At 69.9% G+C, this 18,011-nt stretch carries 8 protein-coding genes; 6 read left to right on the forward strand and 2 right to left on the reverse strand.

Annotated elements, in window-relative coordinates; genetic code table 11:
• Positions 1–149 precede the first annotated feature (149 nt).
• The 5 genes from GCN81_RS23085 to GCN81_RS23105 all read left to right on the forward strand — a co-directional run bounded on the left by GCN81_RS23085 (position 150) and on the right by GCN81_RS23105 (position 9,768).
• Positions 150–2,795, forward strand: a complete 2,646-nt coding sequence (locus GCN81_RS23085; protein WP_156723001.1) for a protein kinase — start codon at positions 150–152, stop codon at positions 2,793–2,795.
• 124 nt (positions 2,796–2,919) lie between these two features.
• Positions 2,920–4,260, forward strand: coding sequence for a serine/threonine-protein kinase (locus GCN81_RS23090; protein ID WP_156723002.1), 1,341 nt, complete (start codon positions 2,920–2,922; stop codon positions 4,258–4,260).
• Positions 4,257–6,038, forward strand: coding sequence for a serine/threonine-protein kinase (locus GCN81_RS23095; protein WP_156723004.1), 1,782 nt, complete (start codon positions 4,257–4,259; stop codon positions 6,036–6,038). Before GCN81_RS23090 ends, GCN81_RS23095 begins: the two co-directional genes overlap by 4 nt.
• 147 nt (positions 6,039–6,185) lie before the next feature.
• Complete coding sequence (locus GCN81_RS23100; RefSeq protein ID WP_156723006.1) at positions 6,186–7,847, forward strand: succinic semialdehyde dehydrogenase; 1,662 nt, start codon at positions 6,186–6,188, stop codon at positions 7,845–7,847.
• A gap of 52 nt (positions 7,848–7,899) precedes the next feature.
• Positions 7,900–9,768, forward strand: a complete 1,869-nt coding sequence (locus GCN81_RS23105) for a GMC oxidoreductase (protein WP_156723008.1) — start codon at positions 7,900–7,902, stop codon at positions 9,766–9,768.
• Between the two features lie 95 nt (positions 9,769–9,863).
• Here GCN81_RS23105 and GCN81_RS32525 read toward each other — a convergent pair whose 3' ends face one another.
• Entirely contained in the window at positions 9,864–11,048 is a 1,185-nt protein-coding gene (locus tag GCN81_RS32525) for a hypothetical protein (RefSeq protein ID WP_231626450.1), read from the reverse strand.
• A gap of 184 nt (positions 11,049–11,232) precedes the next feature.
• On the reverse strand, positions 11,233–13,038 hold the full coding sequence (locus GCN81_RS23115; protein ID WP_156723009.1) for a stealth family protein: 1,806 nt from the start codon (positions 13,036–13,038) through the stop codon (positions 11,233–11,235).
• A 594-nt stretch (positions 13,039–13,632) separates the two neighbouring features.
• Between GCN81_RS23115 and GCN81_RS23120 the strand changes: the two genes are divergently transcribed.
• A complete protein-coding gene (locus GCN81_RS23120; RefSeq protein ID WP_407697949.1) occupies positions 13,633–17,994 on the forward strand; it encodes a LamG-like jellyroll fold domain-containing protein in 4,362 nt (1,453 codons plus the stop codon).
• Positions 17,995–18,011 lie beyond the last annotated feature (17 nt).

Consider the following 18,011-nt stretch of genomic DNA (forward strand, 5'->3'; position numbering starts at 1 on the left):
ACACGTATCGTGAGAGCTCGCGGACCGTACGCAGCCGCAATGTGCCGGGAATCGACCGGACTTGACGGATTGATGGCGGTGCGGGGAGCTGGGCCTGGGATGTCAGGGCCGTGACTGGTTCTGGCTGCGCGCGCTGACGGGGAGGCGTCGTGGACGACTACGCGGGACGGGTACTTGCCGACCGCTACCGCCTGCCGCTGCCGCCGTCCGACGCGTACGAGTTCGCCGAGACCCGCGCCTTCGACACCTACAGCGGCCAGGAAGTCCTGGTCCGGCAGGTGCCGTTGCCCGAGGTCGTGGACGCGGAGGTGCTCGACGGGGACCCGGGGGACTCCGGGGTGCCTCGCGCGGCTCCGGCGCCGCGGCGGGCCTCCGGGCGTACGACGCGCAGGCCGACCGACCCCGCCGTGCGGCGCGCGATCGAGGCCGCGCAGGCCGCCGCGCAGATTCCCGATCACCCGCGCCTTGACCAGGTCTTCGATGTGTTCGCCGAGGGCGGTTCGCTGTGGATCGTGAGCGAGGTGGTGGCGGCGCGGCCGTTGGCCGCGTTGCTCGCGGAGAAGCCGCTGTCGCCGTATCGGGCGGCGGAGGTCGCTTCCGATGTGCTGACCGCGCTGCGCGCGCTGCACGCGCACGGCTGGGTACACCGGAACATCACCGTGCGTACGGTCCTGGTCTGCGACGACGGCCGGGTGATGCTCACGGGGCTGGCCGCGGGCGCGGCGGAGGAGGCGCTGTGTGGCTACGACCCGGTGCCGGAGCCGCAGTTCGACGATGCGGCCCCTCCGGAGGCGGGTCCGGGTTCGGGACTGGGGTTGGGGTCGGGGCCGGGGCGGCCGGGACTGGGTGCGGGAGTGGGTCCGCAGGCGCGGCCGCCGTCGCCCAGTCGTGTGGCGGCCGCGCCTGCGGACCAGGGCATATCCCGTACGGAGCCCGACTCCGGGGGCCGCGCGGAGCTGCCCGCGGGGGATGTACGGGCGGCCCGGGCCGGGGCGATCGCGGCGTACCGCGCCGGAGCGAAGGCGGCCGCGGCGGCGCGGCAGCCCTCGGGGCGGATCTCCGACCCGTACGGAGTCGGCGGTGGTCCGTCGAATGCCGCCACCGCGCCGGGGCAGCAGTCGGGTCAGCAGCCGGGTGACATCAGGGACTTCCGCGTAGGCCGCCTGCCGGGCGACAGCCCAGCCACGGGAGCCGGGCCCGGGTGGCACGGGGCGGTGCCGCGCGGAGCGGCGACGGCGCGCGGCGGGACGTCCGTGGAGGCGGCGGCGCCCGAGGCGGATGCCCAGCGCGAGACCGAGGAGGCCCACGAGGCCTACGGGGCCCACGAGGCCTACGAAGCCCAGGTCCAAGAGCAGGGCCAGGGTCAGGGCCGGAGCGAGGGGCAAGACACGCAGGGCTGGGACGCGTTGGTGGGGAACGGGCAGGCGCGGCGCGGCCCCGCGACGCCGTTGGCGCTGGAGCGGGCGCGGCAGGCGCGGATGACCGTCGTCGGCGCCGTCACCGAGCGGTGGGCGCCCGAGCAGGCCGGTCCCGTACACGAGAACTGGCAGCTGGCCGCGCCGGTCGGACCCGCCACCGACCTCTGGGCGCTGGGCGCGCTGCTGTTCCGGGCGTTGCAGGGCCATGCCCCGTACCCCGAGGACAGTACGTACGAACTCGTCCAGCTGGTCTGCGCGGAGCCGCCCGCCTTCGCCGAGGAGTGCGGCCCGCTGCGGCCGGTCGTGGAGTCGTTGCTGCGCCAGGACCCCACCGAGCGGCCGGACTTCGAGGAGTTGCGCGGCTGGCTGCGTTCCCTGGTCAGGTCCGCGCCGGAGCCGGAGGCCGGGACGAACGTGGTGCCGCTCCCGGCGGTCGAGGCCAGCAAGCTGCCCGTCGTACGCCGTCGTGGCGAGCTGGTCCGCAGGCGCCGAAACGGTGACGCGCACGGCCGCCACAAGAGGGGCAGGCTCAAGGAGAAGCCGGGCAAGAGGGAGAAGAGGGAGCGGCTCGACGAGCGGCCGCGAGGTCAGCGGACCCCGGGGCAGCGGGGCCCGCAGGGCCCGCGGAGTTCGCGGCGGCTGGGCCGCACCTTGCTCCTGCTGGTCCTGCTCGGAATGGCCGCGGCGATCGCGTACGCCATGCTCTTCATGCCGAAGGCGGAGTCCCAGGGCTCGGGTGACGCGCGGAACGCGGGCGCCGGGCAGCCAGGCGGGGCCACGTCGGCGCCACCGTCCGATCCGGCCCCGGAGTCCCCGGGGCAGTCAGGCGAGCCAGCCGAGACGGGCAACGCCACGGACGGAAACAGCCCCACGGACAGTGCGACGGACAGCGCGACGCCGGACCCGCAGAGCAGCGTCCCTCAGGTCGCCGACGGCTTCGTGCTCCGTAAGGACCCGGAGGGCTTCGAGGTCGCCGTGGCCAGCGGCTGGTCCCGGCAGGGCAAGAACGGCGACAGCCAGGTCAGATACACCGGTGGTGACTTCGAGCTGACGGTCGTACCGGGCCGGGACAGCACCAGCGGCGACGGCAGCGACCCGCTGCGGTACCAGCGGGAGACGGAGCGCGAGCTACAGCCCTTCCGGGACTCGACCTGGTCCACCGCGACCGGACTGCGCAAGATCAACATCGGTGACCGGGTGATGGCCGAGGGGCAGTTCACCTGGCGGGAGTCGGGCGACGACGTGTACGTACGCAACCGCGCGATGATCGTCGACGGCCGCTACCACATCGTCATGGTCAAGGGTCCGGAGTCCGAGCGCGACGAGGTGACGCGGCTCTTCGAGCAGGCGTCGGATACCTACCGTCCGACGGGATGAGCGCACGGATCGGGATGAGCGCGCGGGTCCACGGGATGAGGGCGTGGGTCCACCGGATGGGGGCGTGGGTCCACGGGATGAGGGCGCTGGCTGGACGGTACGCAGCAATGGGCATGATGAGTGCATGACCAGTCATGGCGTCCATGGCCGCCTGATCGCGGGGCGCTACCGCCTGGCGGCCCCACTCGGCCGGGGCGGGATGGGTGTTGTCTGGCGTGCGACGGACGAACTCCTCGGCCGTGAGGTGGCCGTCAAGGAACTGCACATAGAGGAGACGGTTCCGGCCGACGACGCCCGGCAGCACCGCGAGCGCACCCTGCGCGAGGCCCGCACCGTCGCCCAGGTCAGACACCCGCACGTGGTGGTCCTGCACGATGTCGTGGTCGACGACGGACATCCGTTCATCGTCATGGAGTTGATCGAGGGCGGTTCGCTGGCCGACCGGCTTGCCCGGCATGGACCGCTCACCGCCGTGGACGCGGCGGAACTGTGTCTGGCCCTGCTGGGCGCGTTACGGGAGGCGCATGCCAGCGGGGTGCTGCATCGCGACCTCAAGCCCAGCAATGTACTGCTGGAGGCGGGTACTGGCCGCGTGGTGCTCTCGGACTTCGGGATCGCGCAGGTCGCCGGATTCAGCACGCTCACCGAGAGCGGGTCGTTCGTCGGGTCGCCCGAGTACACCGCGCCGGAGCGGATCTCAGGCGGGCGGGCCGGACCCGCGTCCGACCTGTGGTCGCTCGGGGTGCTGCTGTGCACCGCGCTGAGTGGGCAGTCGCCCTTTCGCCGGGACTCGTTGGGCGCGGTGGTGCACGCCGTTCTGATGGACGACGTACGGCCGCCGCCCGAGGCGGGGCCGCTGCTGCCTGTCGTACGGGGGCTGCTTGAGCGCGACCCGGACCGCAGGATCGATACGGCGCAGGCGGAGCGGCTGCTGCGGGCGTACGTGACGACGGCGAAGGGGGTGGTGGCGGGGGCGGTGGCCGGGGCGGTGATGGCTGGACGGGGCGGGGCCCCGGCGCCGAGTCGCTCCGCCCTGTCCAGCCGCTCAGCCCCGCCCGGCGGCCGGGCCCCGGCCGCCGCCCCGGCGCGGCGGTGGTCGCCGCTCCGGTTACTCGCCCCACTCGCCCGGACGCCAGGGTGGCCGCCCGTGCGGCTGACCCGCCGTCGTACGGTCCTGATCGCCGTCCTGGTGGCCGTCGTGGCCGCCGCGGGGATCTCCGCCGTGGCCCTGCTCATCGACCGTGGCCGCGACCGGGGCGAGGACCCCGGCCCCGGCGAGCGGACCCGCAGCGCCGCACCCCCGGCCCCGTTGACGTACGCGCGGGGCGGTCCCGAAACGTACGCGCGAGGCCCCGTCGCGCAGCTGAGGAAAGAGGCGAACCGCGGCAAAAGCGGCGTCCGGGGTCACGGGTCAGTGACCGGACTGGAACTGGTGGCGCCCCGCGCGATAAAGATGGGCGCATGAGCAATGACGGGGGATCTCCCTACGGCCCCAACGAGCCCACCAGCTTCACTTTGCGGCCGCCCCAGCCGCCGGGCGGCAACCACCCGTACGCGCAGCAGCCCGCTGGTCCCCAGCCCGTTGATCCCCAGCCAGGGCACCCCGCGCCGCACGCCGTTCCCACCCAGGTGGCTCAGCAGGCGCCCGTAGCCCCTCAGCCCCCCGCTCAGTCGTCCCCCGCTCAGTCACCCGCAGCCCCGCAGGACCCCGGAGCCGGGCGTCTGATCGCGGGCCGCTACCGCCTGCTGTCCAAGCTGGGACACGGCGGCATGGGTACCGTATGGCGCGCGAAGGACGAGACGGTGGACCGCGAGGTCGCGGTCAAGGAACCCCGCATCCCGGACCACCTTCCCGAACGCGAACGCGCCACCGCGTTCGAGCGCATGCGTCGCGAGGCCCGTGCCGCCGCCAGGCTCGACCACCCGGCCGTGGTCAGCGTCCACGATGTCGCGGTCGAGGACGGCCAGCCGTGGATCGTCATGGAGTTCGTCCAGGGCCGCTCGATGGGCGCGGCCCTCCAGGAGGGCACCCTCGGCGTCCGCGAGGCCGCCCGGATCGGCCTTGAGGTGCTGAACGCGCTGGACGCCGCGCACCAGGCGGGCGTCCTGCACCGCGACGTCAAGCCCGACAACGTCATGCTCGGCCGTCACGACCGCGTCGTCCTCACCGACTTCGGTATCGCCCAGATCGCGGGCGAGACCAACCTCACGGACACCGGGTCGTTCATCGGCTCGCCCGAGTTCATCTCCCCGGAGCGGGTCCTGGGCCAGCGGCCTGGGCCCGCGAGTGACCTGTGGGCCCTGGGTGTGGTGCTGTACGCGGCCACCGAGGGCGTCTCGCCGTTCCGCCGCAGCAACCCGCCCGCGACGCTGCAGGCGGTACTCAACGCGACCCCGGCGGCCCCCGCCGCCGCGCAGGGGCCGCTGGCCGACGCGATCAACCAGCTCCTTGCCAAGGACCCCAGCCAGCGGCCGAACGCCGCGCAGGTCCGCCAGCTGCTCGAAGCGGCGGCGAACCCCCCGCAGCCCGTCCCCCAGCCCGCCACCCAGACCGTCCGCGCCCCGGGCGGCCGTGGCGACGGTGGCCGCAGCGGCATCTGGGTCGGGCGGAAGACCCTGCTGGCGGTCGGCGCGGCCGTGGTCGCGGTGGCGGTGGCCGTGGTGCTGGTCATCACCGATCCGTTCGCGTCCTCGACGTCCGAGGCCGACTCCTGGAAGGAGCGCTCGCCCAAGGGCTTCGGTGCGACGCTGGCGCTTCCCGAGCACTACCAGGAGCTGCCACGTAGCAGCTCCTCAAGTGACGAGCAGCGGGTCAACTATGCCGACCCCAGCGGGGCGATCGTGGTTGAGCTGGACGTCAACCGGAAGGCGGACGACAAGTTCGACCGGATTGCCAGCACCGCGTCCGCTCAAGCGAGCAAGGACCTGGAGGACATCAAGAGCGGCAGTACCAGCCTGATCAACGCGGTCAAGGACCCCGCCCCGGATGGTGAGTACACGCCGAACGTGCCGTTCCAGGGCGAGGAGAAGGCCGCCGAGAACCTCGTCACGTACGCGAACAGCAGGATCAGCCTCGACCCGGACAAGCCAGCCCCCCGCGAGACGCGCTTCTTCTACTACCGGAGCGACGAGGGCGACATGTACCGCGTGCGGATCGACTACCCGGGCAAGGGCGATTTCGCCGAGCGCGGCCGCGAGGTGGCGCAGTCGGTCCTCGACAAACTGGAGATCGGCAAGGAGTGAGCTAGCGCACGGCTGCTGGGGACAAGCCCCTGATCAGGGGCTTTGTGCCAGTGATCGCTGGCGCGATGTGTGCGCGTGGTGTGCGCGTGGTGAAAGCCCGTTACCGACGGGTACCCAAACGCCTGGCCTCCCCGTACGCTCACGCTCATGACGGACTCCCAGGCCCCCTCCCCGGCCCTTGGTACGAACCGGCTCGACACGAACCCGCTCGGTACGAACTCGGTCGGTACGAACCCGCTCGCGCCCGCACCCGAAGGCGCCCGCACGGCGCCCGACGTGGTCACCCCCGAGCTGATCGCCCAGCTCACCCGGGACGTCGTGGGCTCGGGCCGTACCGCCAACCACACGCCGTTCACCGGGGAGAAGCTGGCGGACCTGCCCGAGTCCACACCGGATGACGTCGACCGGGCCTTCGAACGGGCCCGGGCCGCCCAGCGGGTGTGGGCCGCGACCCCCGTACGGAAGCGGGCCGCCGTCCTGCTCCGCTTCCATGACCTGGTCCTGGCCCGTCAGGCCGAGGTGCTCGACCTCATCCAGCTGGAGACCGGCAAGGCCCGGTTGCACGCGCACGAAGAGGTCCAGGCGGTCGCCGTTGCCGCCCGCCACTACGGCCGCAAGGCGCCCGCCTATCTGCACTCGCGCGGCCACACCGGCGTCGTACCGATGCTCACTAAGGTCGTCGAGAACCGCGTTCCGCGCGGCGTCGTCGGCCAGATCGCGCCATGGAACTATCCTCTGGAGCTCTCCGTCGGCGACGCCCTGCCCGCCTTCGTCGCGGGCAACGCCGTCGTGATGAAGCCCGACACGGAGACCTGCCTGACCGCGCTGTGGGCGCGCGACCTGCTGATCGAGGCCGGACTGCCCGCCGAGGTCTTCCAGGTGGTGCTGGGGGAGGGCCCGGTGGTCGGCCCCGAACTCGTCAAGCGTGCCGACTACGTGTCCTTCACCGGCTCGACCCGCACCGGCCGGGAGGTCGCCCAGGGGGCCGCGGCCCGGCTCGTCGGCGTCTCACTCGAACTCGGCGGCAAGAACGCCATGCTGGTGCTCCAGGACGCGGACATCGAGAAGGCCGCGGCGGGCGCGGTGCGCGCGTGCTTCTCCTCCGCGGGCCAGCTGTGCATCTCCATCGAGCGGCTGTACGTCCACGAGTCGATCGCCGACACCTTCGTGGAGCGCTTCGCGGCTCGTACGAAGGCGATGCGGCTCGGCAGGTCCCTGGCCTACGGCGCCGAGATGGGGTCGCTGGTCGGCGAGCGCCAGTTGGAGACCGTACGGCGGCATGTCGACGAGGCCGTCGCGAAGGGCGCCACGCTGGTCGCGGGCGGGGTGGCCCGCCCGGATGTGGGTCCGTACTTCTATGAGCCGACGATCCTGGACGGCGTCGAGGCGCCGATGGCGGTCTGCACCGAGGAGACCTTCGGCCCGGTCGTCTCGATCTACCGCTTCACGGACGAGGACGAGGTCATCGAGCGGGCCAACGCCACCCCGTACGGGCTGAACTCGTCGGTGTGGACGAAGGACGGGCGACGCGGCCGCGCGGTGGCCGCCCGGCTGCGTACCGGCACGGTGAACGTCAACGAGGGCTACGGGCCCGCGTACGGCAGTGTGCAGTCGCCCATGGGTGGCATGAAGGACTCGGGCCTCGGCCGTCGGCACGGCTCCGAGGGCATCCTCAAGTACACCGAGGCGCAGACTGTGGCGCACCAGCGGGTGATGCCGCTGGCGCCGTCGTTCGGCATGGACGACGAGCAGTACGCGCGGCTGATGACCCGGAGCCTGCGTGCGATGAAGGCGCTACGCCTGCGCTGACGGACCGTGCTCAGCTCAACCCGCTGACCTGCACTTTTCTCGGGAGGTACCGGTGTCACAGGACGAGTCTGCCCAAAACACGGGCTATGACTACGAGGGCGACGGCTACGAGGGCTACGACTACGACGTGATCGTGGTCGGCTCCGGCTTCGGCGGCGCGGTGTCCGCACTCCGGTTGACGGAGAAGGGCTACCGGGTCGGCGTCCTGGAGGCCGGGCGGCGCTTCACGCGTGACTCGCTGCCGCGCAACTCCTGGGACCTGAAGAACTTCCTGTGGGCCCCGGCGCTGGGCCTGTTCGGCATCCAGCGCATCCATCTGCTGGGCAACGTCATGGTGTTGGCGGGCGCGGGGGTCGGCGGTGGCTCCCTCAACTACGCCAACACCCTCTACGTACCGCCCGCGGCGTTCTTCAACGACCCGCAGTGGAAGGACATCACGGACTGGCAGGACGAGCTGAAGCCGTACTACGACCAGGCACAGCGGATGTTGGGCGTCCGCCTGAACCCGACCGTGACCGCGTCGGACGTCCATCTGAAGGCGGTCGCCCAGGCGATGGGCGTCGGCGACACCTTCCATATGGCCCCGGTCGGGGTGTTCTTCGGTGACGGTGCGGACGCCGACGCCGACGCCGACGCCACGGGGGAGGCTACGAAGGTGGGTCCTGGTACCGAGGTCCCCGACCCGTACTTCGGCGGGGCGGGTCCGGCCCGCAGGGCCTGCACCGAGTGCGGCGAGTGTATGACCGGCTGCCGCCACGGCGCCAAGAACACCCTGAACGAGAACTACCTGTACCTCGCACAACGAGCGGGCGCGATCGTCCACGCCATGACGCCGGTCGTCGCCGTCACCGAGGACTCCCGGGGCGGCTTCGCGGTGGCGACCCTCCCGACCGACAACAAGCGCAAGGGCAAAGGCCGTACGTACAAGGCGCGGCGGGTCGTGATCGCCGCGGGCACCTACGGCACCCAGACGCTCCTGCACCGTATGAAGGACGCGGGTCTGCTGCCGCGCCTGTCCGCCCGGCTCGGCGACCTGACCCGTACCAACTCTGAGGGACTGGTGGGCGCGCAGACAACTGACCGCCGCTACCGCAAGAAGCACGGCGGCGCGAGCGCCAAGAGCGGTGCGAAGGTCGACTTCACGCGCGGAGTGGCGATCACGTCCTCCGTCCACCCGAACGCCAACACCCATATCGAGCCGGTGCGTTACGGCAAGGGCTCGAACTCCATGGGTGGTCTGACGATCCTCCAGGTGCCCTACGGCCCGCACCGGGTCCTGGGCTGGCTGGGCAACTGCGCCCGCCACCCCGTGCTCACGCTCAGGTCGCTGTCCAACCGCCGTTGGTCGGAGCGGTCCATGATCGGCCTGGTGATGCAGTCGCTGGACAACTCCCTGACCACGTACCGCAAGCCGAAGGGGCTGGGCAAGGGGCTGCTGACGGCCCGCCAGGGTCACGGCGCGCCCAACCCGACGCAGATCCGCGAGGCGACCCAGGCGGCGAGCCTGCTCGCCGAGGAGATCAACGGCTTCCCCGGCTCCAACATCGGTGAGCTGATGGGCACTCCGCTCACCGCGCACTTCCTGGGCGGCTGTCCGATCGGCGACTCGGCCGACACCGGGGTGATCGACGCGTACCACCGGCTGTACGGCCACCCGGGCATCTCGGTGGTCGACGGCGCGGCGGTGACGGCCAACCTGGGCGTCAACCCCTCCCTGACGATCACCGCACAGGCCGAACGCGCGATGTCCCTGTGGCCCAACAAGGGCGAGCAGGACCCGCGTCCGGCCCAGGGCACGGGGTACGTTCGGCTCGCACCGGTGGCACCGAAGGCACCGGCCGTCCCGGCGGACGCTTTCGGGGCGCTGCGGCTGCCGTTCCTGGGGATGCCGACGGTCCCGCCGAAGAAGCCGAAGAGGTAGCCACACACAAGAGGACCTGCGCCCCCCTCCGAGCGCAGGTCCTCTTGTGCTACTTCAGCGGCGGTCCGCTAAGACTGTGCCTTTAAGGCTGTGCCTTACGCGACGGCGCCCGAGTCCTCGCCACGACGACGCTTCACGGCGAACATGACACCGGCACCGGCGACGATGGTGATACCGCCGATGAGACCGATGGTCGGCAGCATCGAGCTGGAACCGGTCTCGGCGAGCTCACCGGTCGCCTTGGGGGCGTTGTTCGTGTCGGGCTTCTTGTCCGGGACCGGCACGGTGCCACCGGTCTGCGGCTTGGTGCCGTCCGTGTCCGTACCTGAGGCGACGATCTGGAACTTGTACGCGGTCTCGCCCCAGCCCTCGCACCGGGCGTCGGAGTCGCTGTACGCGCTGCCGCCGAGGGAGAAGCCCGCGCCAACCGGGGCGCTGGCCTTGACGTTCAGGCGCATCGCGATGTCGACGTAGTGGTTCGGCTTGAGCTGGTCGGTGAAGCCGACGACGTCGACGGCGTAGCCGTACTCGGCGCCGAGCGTCTCCCAGGCGTTCGAGTCGTTGTTGTAGGCCTGGACCTGGACCTGGTTGTTCTTGAAGATGTCGACGCCGTCCTTGTCGGCGGATGCGCCGGCGACGTAGACGAGGTCCGTCAGGGTGGCGTCCGAGTTGTTGGCCACCGTCAGGTTGAACTTGTGCCAGCCGCTACCCGCAGCGATCTTGCCGGGCAGACCCTTGATGTCGAGGTCGACCTTGGTGTCGGTGCACTCCTCGAGGAGGTCCTCGTCCCAGTCCTCGTCCTCGTCCTCGTCGGAGTCCGAGTCCTCGTCCTTGTCGGAGTCCTTGTCCTTGTCGGAATCCGAGTCCTCGTCCTCGCCCTTGTCCTCGCCCTCGGCGTCCTCGGAGTTCTCGTCGTCCGACTCCTCGCCCTCGGTGGAGTCCTCGTCCTCGGTGGTCTCCTCCTCGGAGCCCTCGCCCTCGGCCGTCTCCTCCTCGGTGGACCCGTCCTTGGAGCCCTCGCCCTCGGTGGAGTCCTCGTCCTCGGTGGTCTCCTCCTCGGAGCCCTCGCCCTCGGTGGACTCCTCGGACCCGGCGCCCTCCTCGGTCTCCGTCTCGGTCTCGTTCGAGCCCTCGGAGCCGGTGCCTCCGGTCGTCTCTTCGGTCGACTCGGAGGTGGCGGGCTTGGTGTCATCGGCGTAGGCCATCGGGGCGGCCAGCAGAGCGGCAGGGGCGATAACAGCGGTCGCGGCGGCAACCGCCACGGCACGGCGAAGCTTCATCAAGACCTCAGAATTCCGGTGTGCTGCGATATCGCAGCGCAAAAGTTTGTAGAGGCCGCTGCCGCGTTGTGGGGACGCAGGCGTGGCCGTTGTTACGCATGCATGACCCGTGACCCCTGTGAATGGTTGCCCTGAACTTCACAGAAAGTTTATGTGAGGTGGATCACTGTCGCCCCGCGCGCGTCTACGCCGAGCGCTCGAACGAGCTGGGATAGGGGAAGTAGCTCTCCATGAACTCCTGGGCCTGTTCGTCGACGCGCTGGCGGTCCTCCGCCGGCAGGTCGACGTCGTTGAGGCAGAAGAAGTCGAAGCGCCGGGTCCGCAGCAGTTCCGCCAGCCGCTGCTCCATGTCGTCCTTGCCGAGGTGGACATAGCGGAAGTGGTATGTGCCGGGGACCGCGCGGCCTGTCAGGTAGGCGTAGTGGTGGTGCAGGGAGGACGCCATGGCGATGTCGGTGGGCGCGCGGAACCGGGACCGGCTGGTGCGGTCGACCTCGTCGGCGTACCGCTCCTCGATCTCTTGCATCACCGAGCGGACCTGGGGGTGCGGGGTGTGCATGAACTTGTTGGTGATGAAGCGGCTGTGTGAGTCCAGTATGAGGCGTCGCACGTTCTTGCCCGCAGAGCTCGGCGCGGGTTCGTCGGGGTGTGGGTCGCCGGTGCCGAACTGGGAGGGTGAGAAGGGGAGCCGGGCGATGCCGTTGCCGTGGAAGAAGTGCTCAGCTGTCACGGGTCGGCCGAGGAAGACGTCGTCGTTGAAGTACAGGTAGTGCTCTGACAGGCCCGGTATGCGGTGCAGTTGGGAGCCGATCGCATGGGAGTTGAAGACCGGCAGGGCCGACGGGTCCGCGAAGATCTCCTTGTGGTCGACCACGGTGATTCCGGCGGCGTCCGGGTCGAGCCACGACGGCGTTTGCCCGTCGGTGACGATGTAGACGTGCCGGATGAACTCCCCATACATCTGGAGGGAGCGCAGCGAGTACTTCAGCTCATCCCGGCTGACGTAGCGGGAGGCTCCGGTTTCCCTTGCGGAGGCGGTGGGGGCGAGACCGGTGCGGTACGAGTCACGCTTCGCGGTGAGCTCCGCGTCGTTGCCGTCGACCCAGGTGTAGACGACGTCCACGGGGAAATCGACGGTGTCGACACGGGGGGCCAGGAAATCGGGGAACGAGGGCAGCGTCCGCTCTCGCACCGTGAGAGTCGCCGGAGTCCGTGCCGGGGCGGGCAGCACCTCGGCCACGGCGTTGCGGCGTGGCGCGACCAGCGCGTCGGTCATGACCTCCGCGGGATTCTGGCGCAGCAGCAGCTTGATCCGCTCGGTGGCCTTCTCCGGCGCGAGATCCAGCAGCTTCTCGCCGTCGCGCCAGAACTCGACATCGCAGCCGAACTCCAGATCCGCGAGGACCTGTCCCGCCGGTCCCAGCAGGATCTCCCCGAGCCTGACCGTGTGCGATCGCTTGATCTCGGTCGGCAGGGAGCCGTCCGCGTACAGCGTGCCTTCGGCGGGCAGTCCCTCGGGGCTGGGCTTAGCTATGTAGAGGGGCGAGCCGCCGTAAAGCTCCCGCAGGGATACCAGGAAACGCTTGCGGTCGTCGAAGCGCACACCCAGTACGTGCTGCGAGTGGGAGAGCCCGGGGACGACGAAGTAGTCGATTCCGGCGGCCTCAAGGGCGCTGACGACAAGGCCGAGATTGTGGGCGGACGCCGCACTGGCGGTGAAGGTGTCGACGACCCGGCCGTAGTAGGCCGTACCGTCCACCGTGAACTCGCGCAGTGCGCTGTCCGATTCGAGCATCGCCCGCCGACGCTTGGCGATCTGCTCGGCACGCTTCTGGGCTGCCGCTTCGGCCTCGGCTTCCCGTTGCCGAGCCGCCGCTGCGTCTTCGGCCTCGCGCAGCTTCGCCTCGGCCTCCTGCCGCTCCGCCTCCCGGCGCTCCCTGACGGCAGTCGGAAGCAGACGCTCCCCGTGGATCTTCAAACGCGCCCGCATGTCCTACTGAGCCCTTCTGGTGGTGCTACGAGTTGGTTCGCCGTTCCGGCCCGGGTGCATCACGGACGCCGAGCGCCCCACCAGTGGCCGTGCCGCTCACCGCTGGCGGCGTCGCAGACCACTGCTTGCGTGGCTCCGAGCAGCGCCGGTCATCGCGCTGCTTCCCAATCGCACAGCCTGGAAGGCTCGGCAATGAAGTCATGACCTGTGAGGTTCTGTCAATGGTGGACGTTTCGCCCAGTGACAGATCTCAATGGGGGGCGGCGCTGGGTAAGTGAAGACCAACGTGCGTGTCGAGGGTTGTGCGACGCGTGGCGACCGTAATCGAGGTCACGTTGGGCGCTGTCCGAGATTAGGAGGGTGGCTGGGGCTGGCGGGAGCCCCCTTCCTCGCGTGATCGCTGCGTGACCTCAGGGTTATGTGATCGCGTCCGAATCTCGTACAACCACCCTTAAACGTGTCGATGGTCATACAGCGCGGAGGGAACTAGTCCGGGATGTCCGCTTAGTTGGCCTGGACCGCGGGTTTCTCTCGTGTTGGGGTGGGCGTTCCGTTTCTTTAGAAAATCTTCATGTTGTGGGCGGGGTGTAACGGATGGGGACGCATGCGCGTATGCGTGGCGTCGGGGGAGCTTTTGCTTTCGCGTTGAGTGCTGCAATGGCTGCGAGCCTGTTGTCGGGGGCCGAGGGGGCGTCGGCGGTACAGCCACCGGCGGGCCGGGATGCCGCGAAGCCGACGGCTGCGGATGGGCCGGATGGTCCGTTGTCGGAGGATGCGGCGCGGGCGAAGGCGAAGCGGACCGGGGAGCCGGTGGAGGTGGCGTCGCTGCGTGGGGAGAGCAGCGAGGTGTTCGTCACGCCCGAGGGGGACCTGGAGGCGCGGGAGTACCTCCGTCCGGTGTGGGCGCGAGTTGGCGGTGAGTGGAAGCCGGTCGACACGGACCTGGTGAAGTCGCCTGGCGGGACGGTCGCGCCGAAGGCGACCACGGTAGGGCTGGAGTTCTCCGGTGGCGGGGACAGTCCGCTGGTACGGATGACGAAGGCCGGCCGGGAGCTGGCGCTGTCGTGGCCGGGCAGGCTGCCCGCGCCGAAGACGGACGGTGCGACGGCCACCTATGCCGATGTGCTGCCGGGCGTCGATCTGCGGATGGGGGCCCAGGAGGACGGCTTCACGCAACTGCTGGTCGTCAAAACAGCTAAAGCCGCGGCGAGTTCGGAGCTCAGGGAGCTGCGACTGAAGCTGAAGGCGGACGGCATGGACGTCCGTGAAGGTGTTGGGGGCGGTCTGGAGGCGGTCGACAAGGGTGCTCAGGGTGTGGTGTTCGAGGCGCTGAAGCCGGTGATGTGGGACTCCAGCCGCACCGTGGCGGACGCGAGTGACTCCGATGGCGTGCCGCAGGTCCGCACGGCTGTCGTGCCCACGAGTAAGAGCTTGCGCACGGCTGTCGGCACTCCTGCGGCTGCCGACGGCAGCGGTGAGGCTGAGGTTGAGGGCGGCGGTGAGCCGGGTGCGGGTGAGTCCGGGAAGCTGGCGCCGGTGGGTGTGGAACTGCCCGCCGATGGTGGGGAGCTGGTGCTGAGGCCGGACCGAGAGTTGCTGACAGGTAAGGATACCGAGTATCCGGTGTTCATCGATCCGCAGTGGCATGCGCCGGGGGCGTCGGCGTGGACGATGGCGTCGAAGTACTGGGCGTCGTCGCCGCAGTGGAAGTTCAACGGCAAGTCGGACGCGGGTCTTGGCTTCTGCGGCTGGAGCTACTGTGCGCCGCATGACACGAAGCGGTTGTTCTACCGGATTCCGACGTCGAAGTTCGCGGGCCGGTCGATCCTGTCGGCGGAGTTCGTGGTGCGCAACGTGCACTCGGCCTCGTGCACCAAGCGTGAGGTGCAGTTGTGGCGTACCAAGGGCATCTCGGACAAGACGACGTGGAACTCGCAGAACGCGTCCGGGTTCTGGGTCAAGAAGCTGGCCACCGAGTCGTTCGCCCATGGCTACAGCGGCTGTGCGGCCAAGGACGCGGAGTTCAATGTGAAGTCGGCGGTGCAGGAGGCCGCGGACGGCAAGTGGTCGACGATGACGTTCGGGCTGCGGGCGACGACCGAGTCCGACAAGTACGGCTGGAAGCGGTTCTCGGACGAGGCGTTTCTGCGGGTGCAGTACAATCGCCCGCCGCCGCAGGTGAAGATGTCGCAGCTGACGATGGAGTACGGCGGGGTGTGCAAGAAGCCCGCCGACAAGGCGCGGGTGCGCACGCTGGGCAAGATCTACGCGAACAACGTCACCGACCCGGACAAGGACGGGGTGTCGGTGCAGTTCCAGGCGAAGTGGGACTCCGGTGACGGCAAGGGCCTGATCTCACGCTGGAAGCCGTCCCGGACCTCGGCGAAGAAGTCCGGCTCCGACTTCGCGATCAGCTTGCCGTCGTCGATCCCGGCGAACAAGACCGTGCACTGGTACGTCCGGTCCCATGACGGGGCGCAGTACTCCCCGTGGTCGTACGCGGGCGATCCGACCGGCTGCTACTTCGTGTACGACACGAGTGTGCCGAAGGCTCCGGCGATCTCCTCGGGCGAGTATCCGGCCTCCGATCCGGAGAACCCGGACGACCCGTGGCTGGACGGGGTGGGCCAGTACGGCACGTTCACGCTGAACTCGTCCTCGTCGGACGTGAACCGCTACCGGTACGGCATCAACACCGACCCGAGCTCCAAGAACCAGATCACCACCTCGGGTGGTGCGGCCAAGGCGGTCAATGTGCTGCCGGGCAAGCCGGGCCTGAACTTCGTCACCGCGCAGGCCTTCGACACCGCGGGTAACGGCAGCGAGATCCGCACCTACCAGTTCCGGGTCAAGGCCGGTCAGCCCGAGCGGGCTACCTGGCAGTTGGACGAGGGCGCGGGCGCCACGGAGGCGCAGGGCTCGACTCCGGCGCGCACCGCTACCCTGCGCGGCGGGGCCACGATGGGCGCGGCGGGCAAGAAGGGCACCGCCCTGCACCTGGACGGCACCAGTGGCTATGCGGCCACCGACATCCCGGCCGTGAACACCAGTGGCGGGTTCGCGGTCTCCGCGTGGGTGAAGCTGTCTCAGATGCCCGACGAGGCCGCGATCATCGCCGCGCAGCCGGGCAACCACAGCCCGGGATTCGAGCTGTACTACTCGGCGTACTTCGACCGGTGGGTGTTCAACCAGTACGCCGCTGACGAGCCCGGCGCGAAGATCATCCGGGCGATGGCCGATGCTCCCGGCGGGGCGAGCGCGGATGAGTGGACCCACCTGGTGGGCTCCTATTCCTCGGGCCGCGATGTGCTGGAGTTGTTCGTCGACGGCAAGCTGGTCGGCCAGACCCCGTATGCCACACCCTGGCAGGCACGGCGGGGCCTGCAGTTCGGCGCCGGAACCTACAGCGGTGAGATGAAGAGCTTCTTCCCGGGCACCATCGACGAGGTGCAGCTGTTCGACAAGCCGCTGGCCCAAGACGAGGTCGACAAGCTCGGCGTTCACCAGACGGTGGGCGACCCAGGCCGCCCCGCTGTGGCGATCTTCCCGCTGGACGAGGCCGCGGACACGACCGAGATCACCGGCCATGGTGGGGTGCTGCCCGCGAAGTTCCACGGCGGGGTCACCCCGGGGCAGCCGGGCGTGGCGGGCAAGGCCGCCAGGTTCAACGGCACCGACGGCTACGCGAAGATCGGTCAGACCAGCGGACCGCATGTGAACACCTCCCGTAGCTTCACCGTCTCCGCCTGGGCCAAGCTCGACGAGAAGCCGGAAAGCCCGGCGGTGCTTGTCGCCCAGGAGGGCAAGGAGCGGCCCGGCTTCCAGCTCTACTACTCCGCCTACTTCGACCGGTGGATCTTCAACCAGTGGGCCAGCGACAGCAGCGACGCGAAGATCATCCGGGCGATGCAGCCGACCGGCACCACCGCACACGCCAAGGAGTGGGTGCACCTGACCGGCGTGCATGACACGGTCACCGACACCCTCACCCTGTACGTGAACGGCCAGGAGGCCGGTTCCACACAGACGGACGGGTCGTTCTACGCCAACCAGTCGATGTTCATCGGCGCGACCGTACACAGCGGCCAGCTCAAGCAGCACTTCCCCGGCAGCATCGACGACGTCCGGATCTTCGACCGGCCCGTCTCGGCCGAGGAAGCCCACCAGCTGTTCCAGCAGCGCCCGCTGGTCAAGGGCCGCTGGAAGTTCGACCAGGCCAGCGCGGGCACCACCGGAACCTCACCGGACGCCTCCGCCTGGGACAAGGACATGACCCTGCACGGCGGCGCGGAGGTCGGCTTCGAGGGCGCGTTCATGGGCGACAACGGCCTGGTCCTCGACGGCACCGACAGCTACGCCGCCACCGCGGGCGCACCAGTGAACACCGGCACGAGCTTCACCGTCACCGCCTGGGCCCAGGCGGCCGCCATCCCCGAAGACGGAGTGTCGCTGGTGAGCGCGGAGGGCGCGAGCCAGAGCGCGTTCAACGTCCGCTTCGTACCGGACGCGAAGGACCCTGAGGGGCTGGGCCACTGGGAGCTGGCGATGCCGGACCAGGACACCGCCTCCCCCGCCGTCGCACGGGTCACCAACAGCGAGTTCTTCGACGCACGGGAGTGGAACCACCTGACGATGGTCTACGACGGCTTCGCCAAGCAGACCCGCCTCTACGTCAACGGGGCGCTCCAGGAGATCGCCTGCACCGACGCCGACGGCGACGGCAGCGCGGACGAGGCAGGCTGCGAGGACCAGCTGTCCTGGGGCGAGAACGTCCTGTCCTTCAAAGCCACCAAGTCCCTCCAAGTCGGCCGGGCCAAGACCAACGGCGCCTGGGGCGAGTACTTCCCCGGCGCGGTCGATGACGTCTGGACCTTCCAAGGCGCCCTGACCGACAACCAGATTGAGGAACTGGCCGGGGCCTTGTTCGGCCTCCCCACCGAAGTACCCCGGGGCTGAGGCCCGCGCGGCGGGGT

Source organism: Streptomyces apocyni (assembly GCF_009739465.1).
Lineage (GTDB): Bacteria > Actinomycetota > Actinomycetes > Streptomycetales > Streptomycetaceae > Streptomyces > Streptomyces apocyni.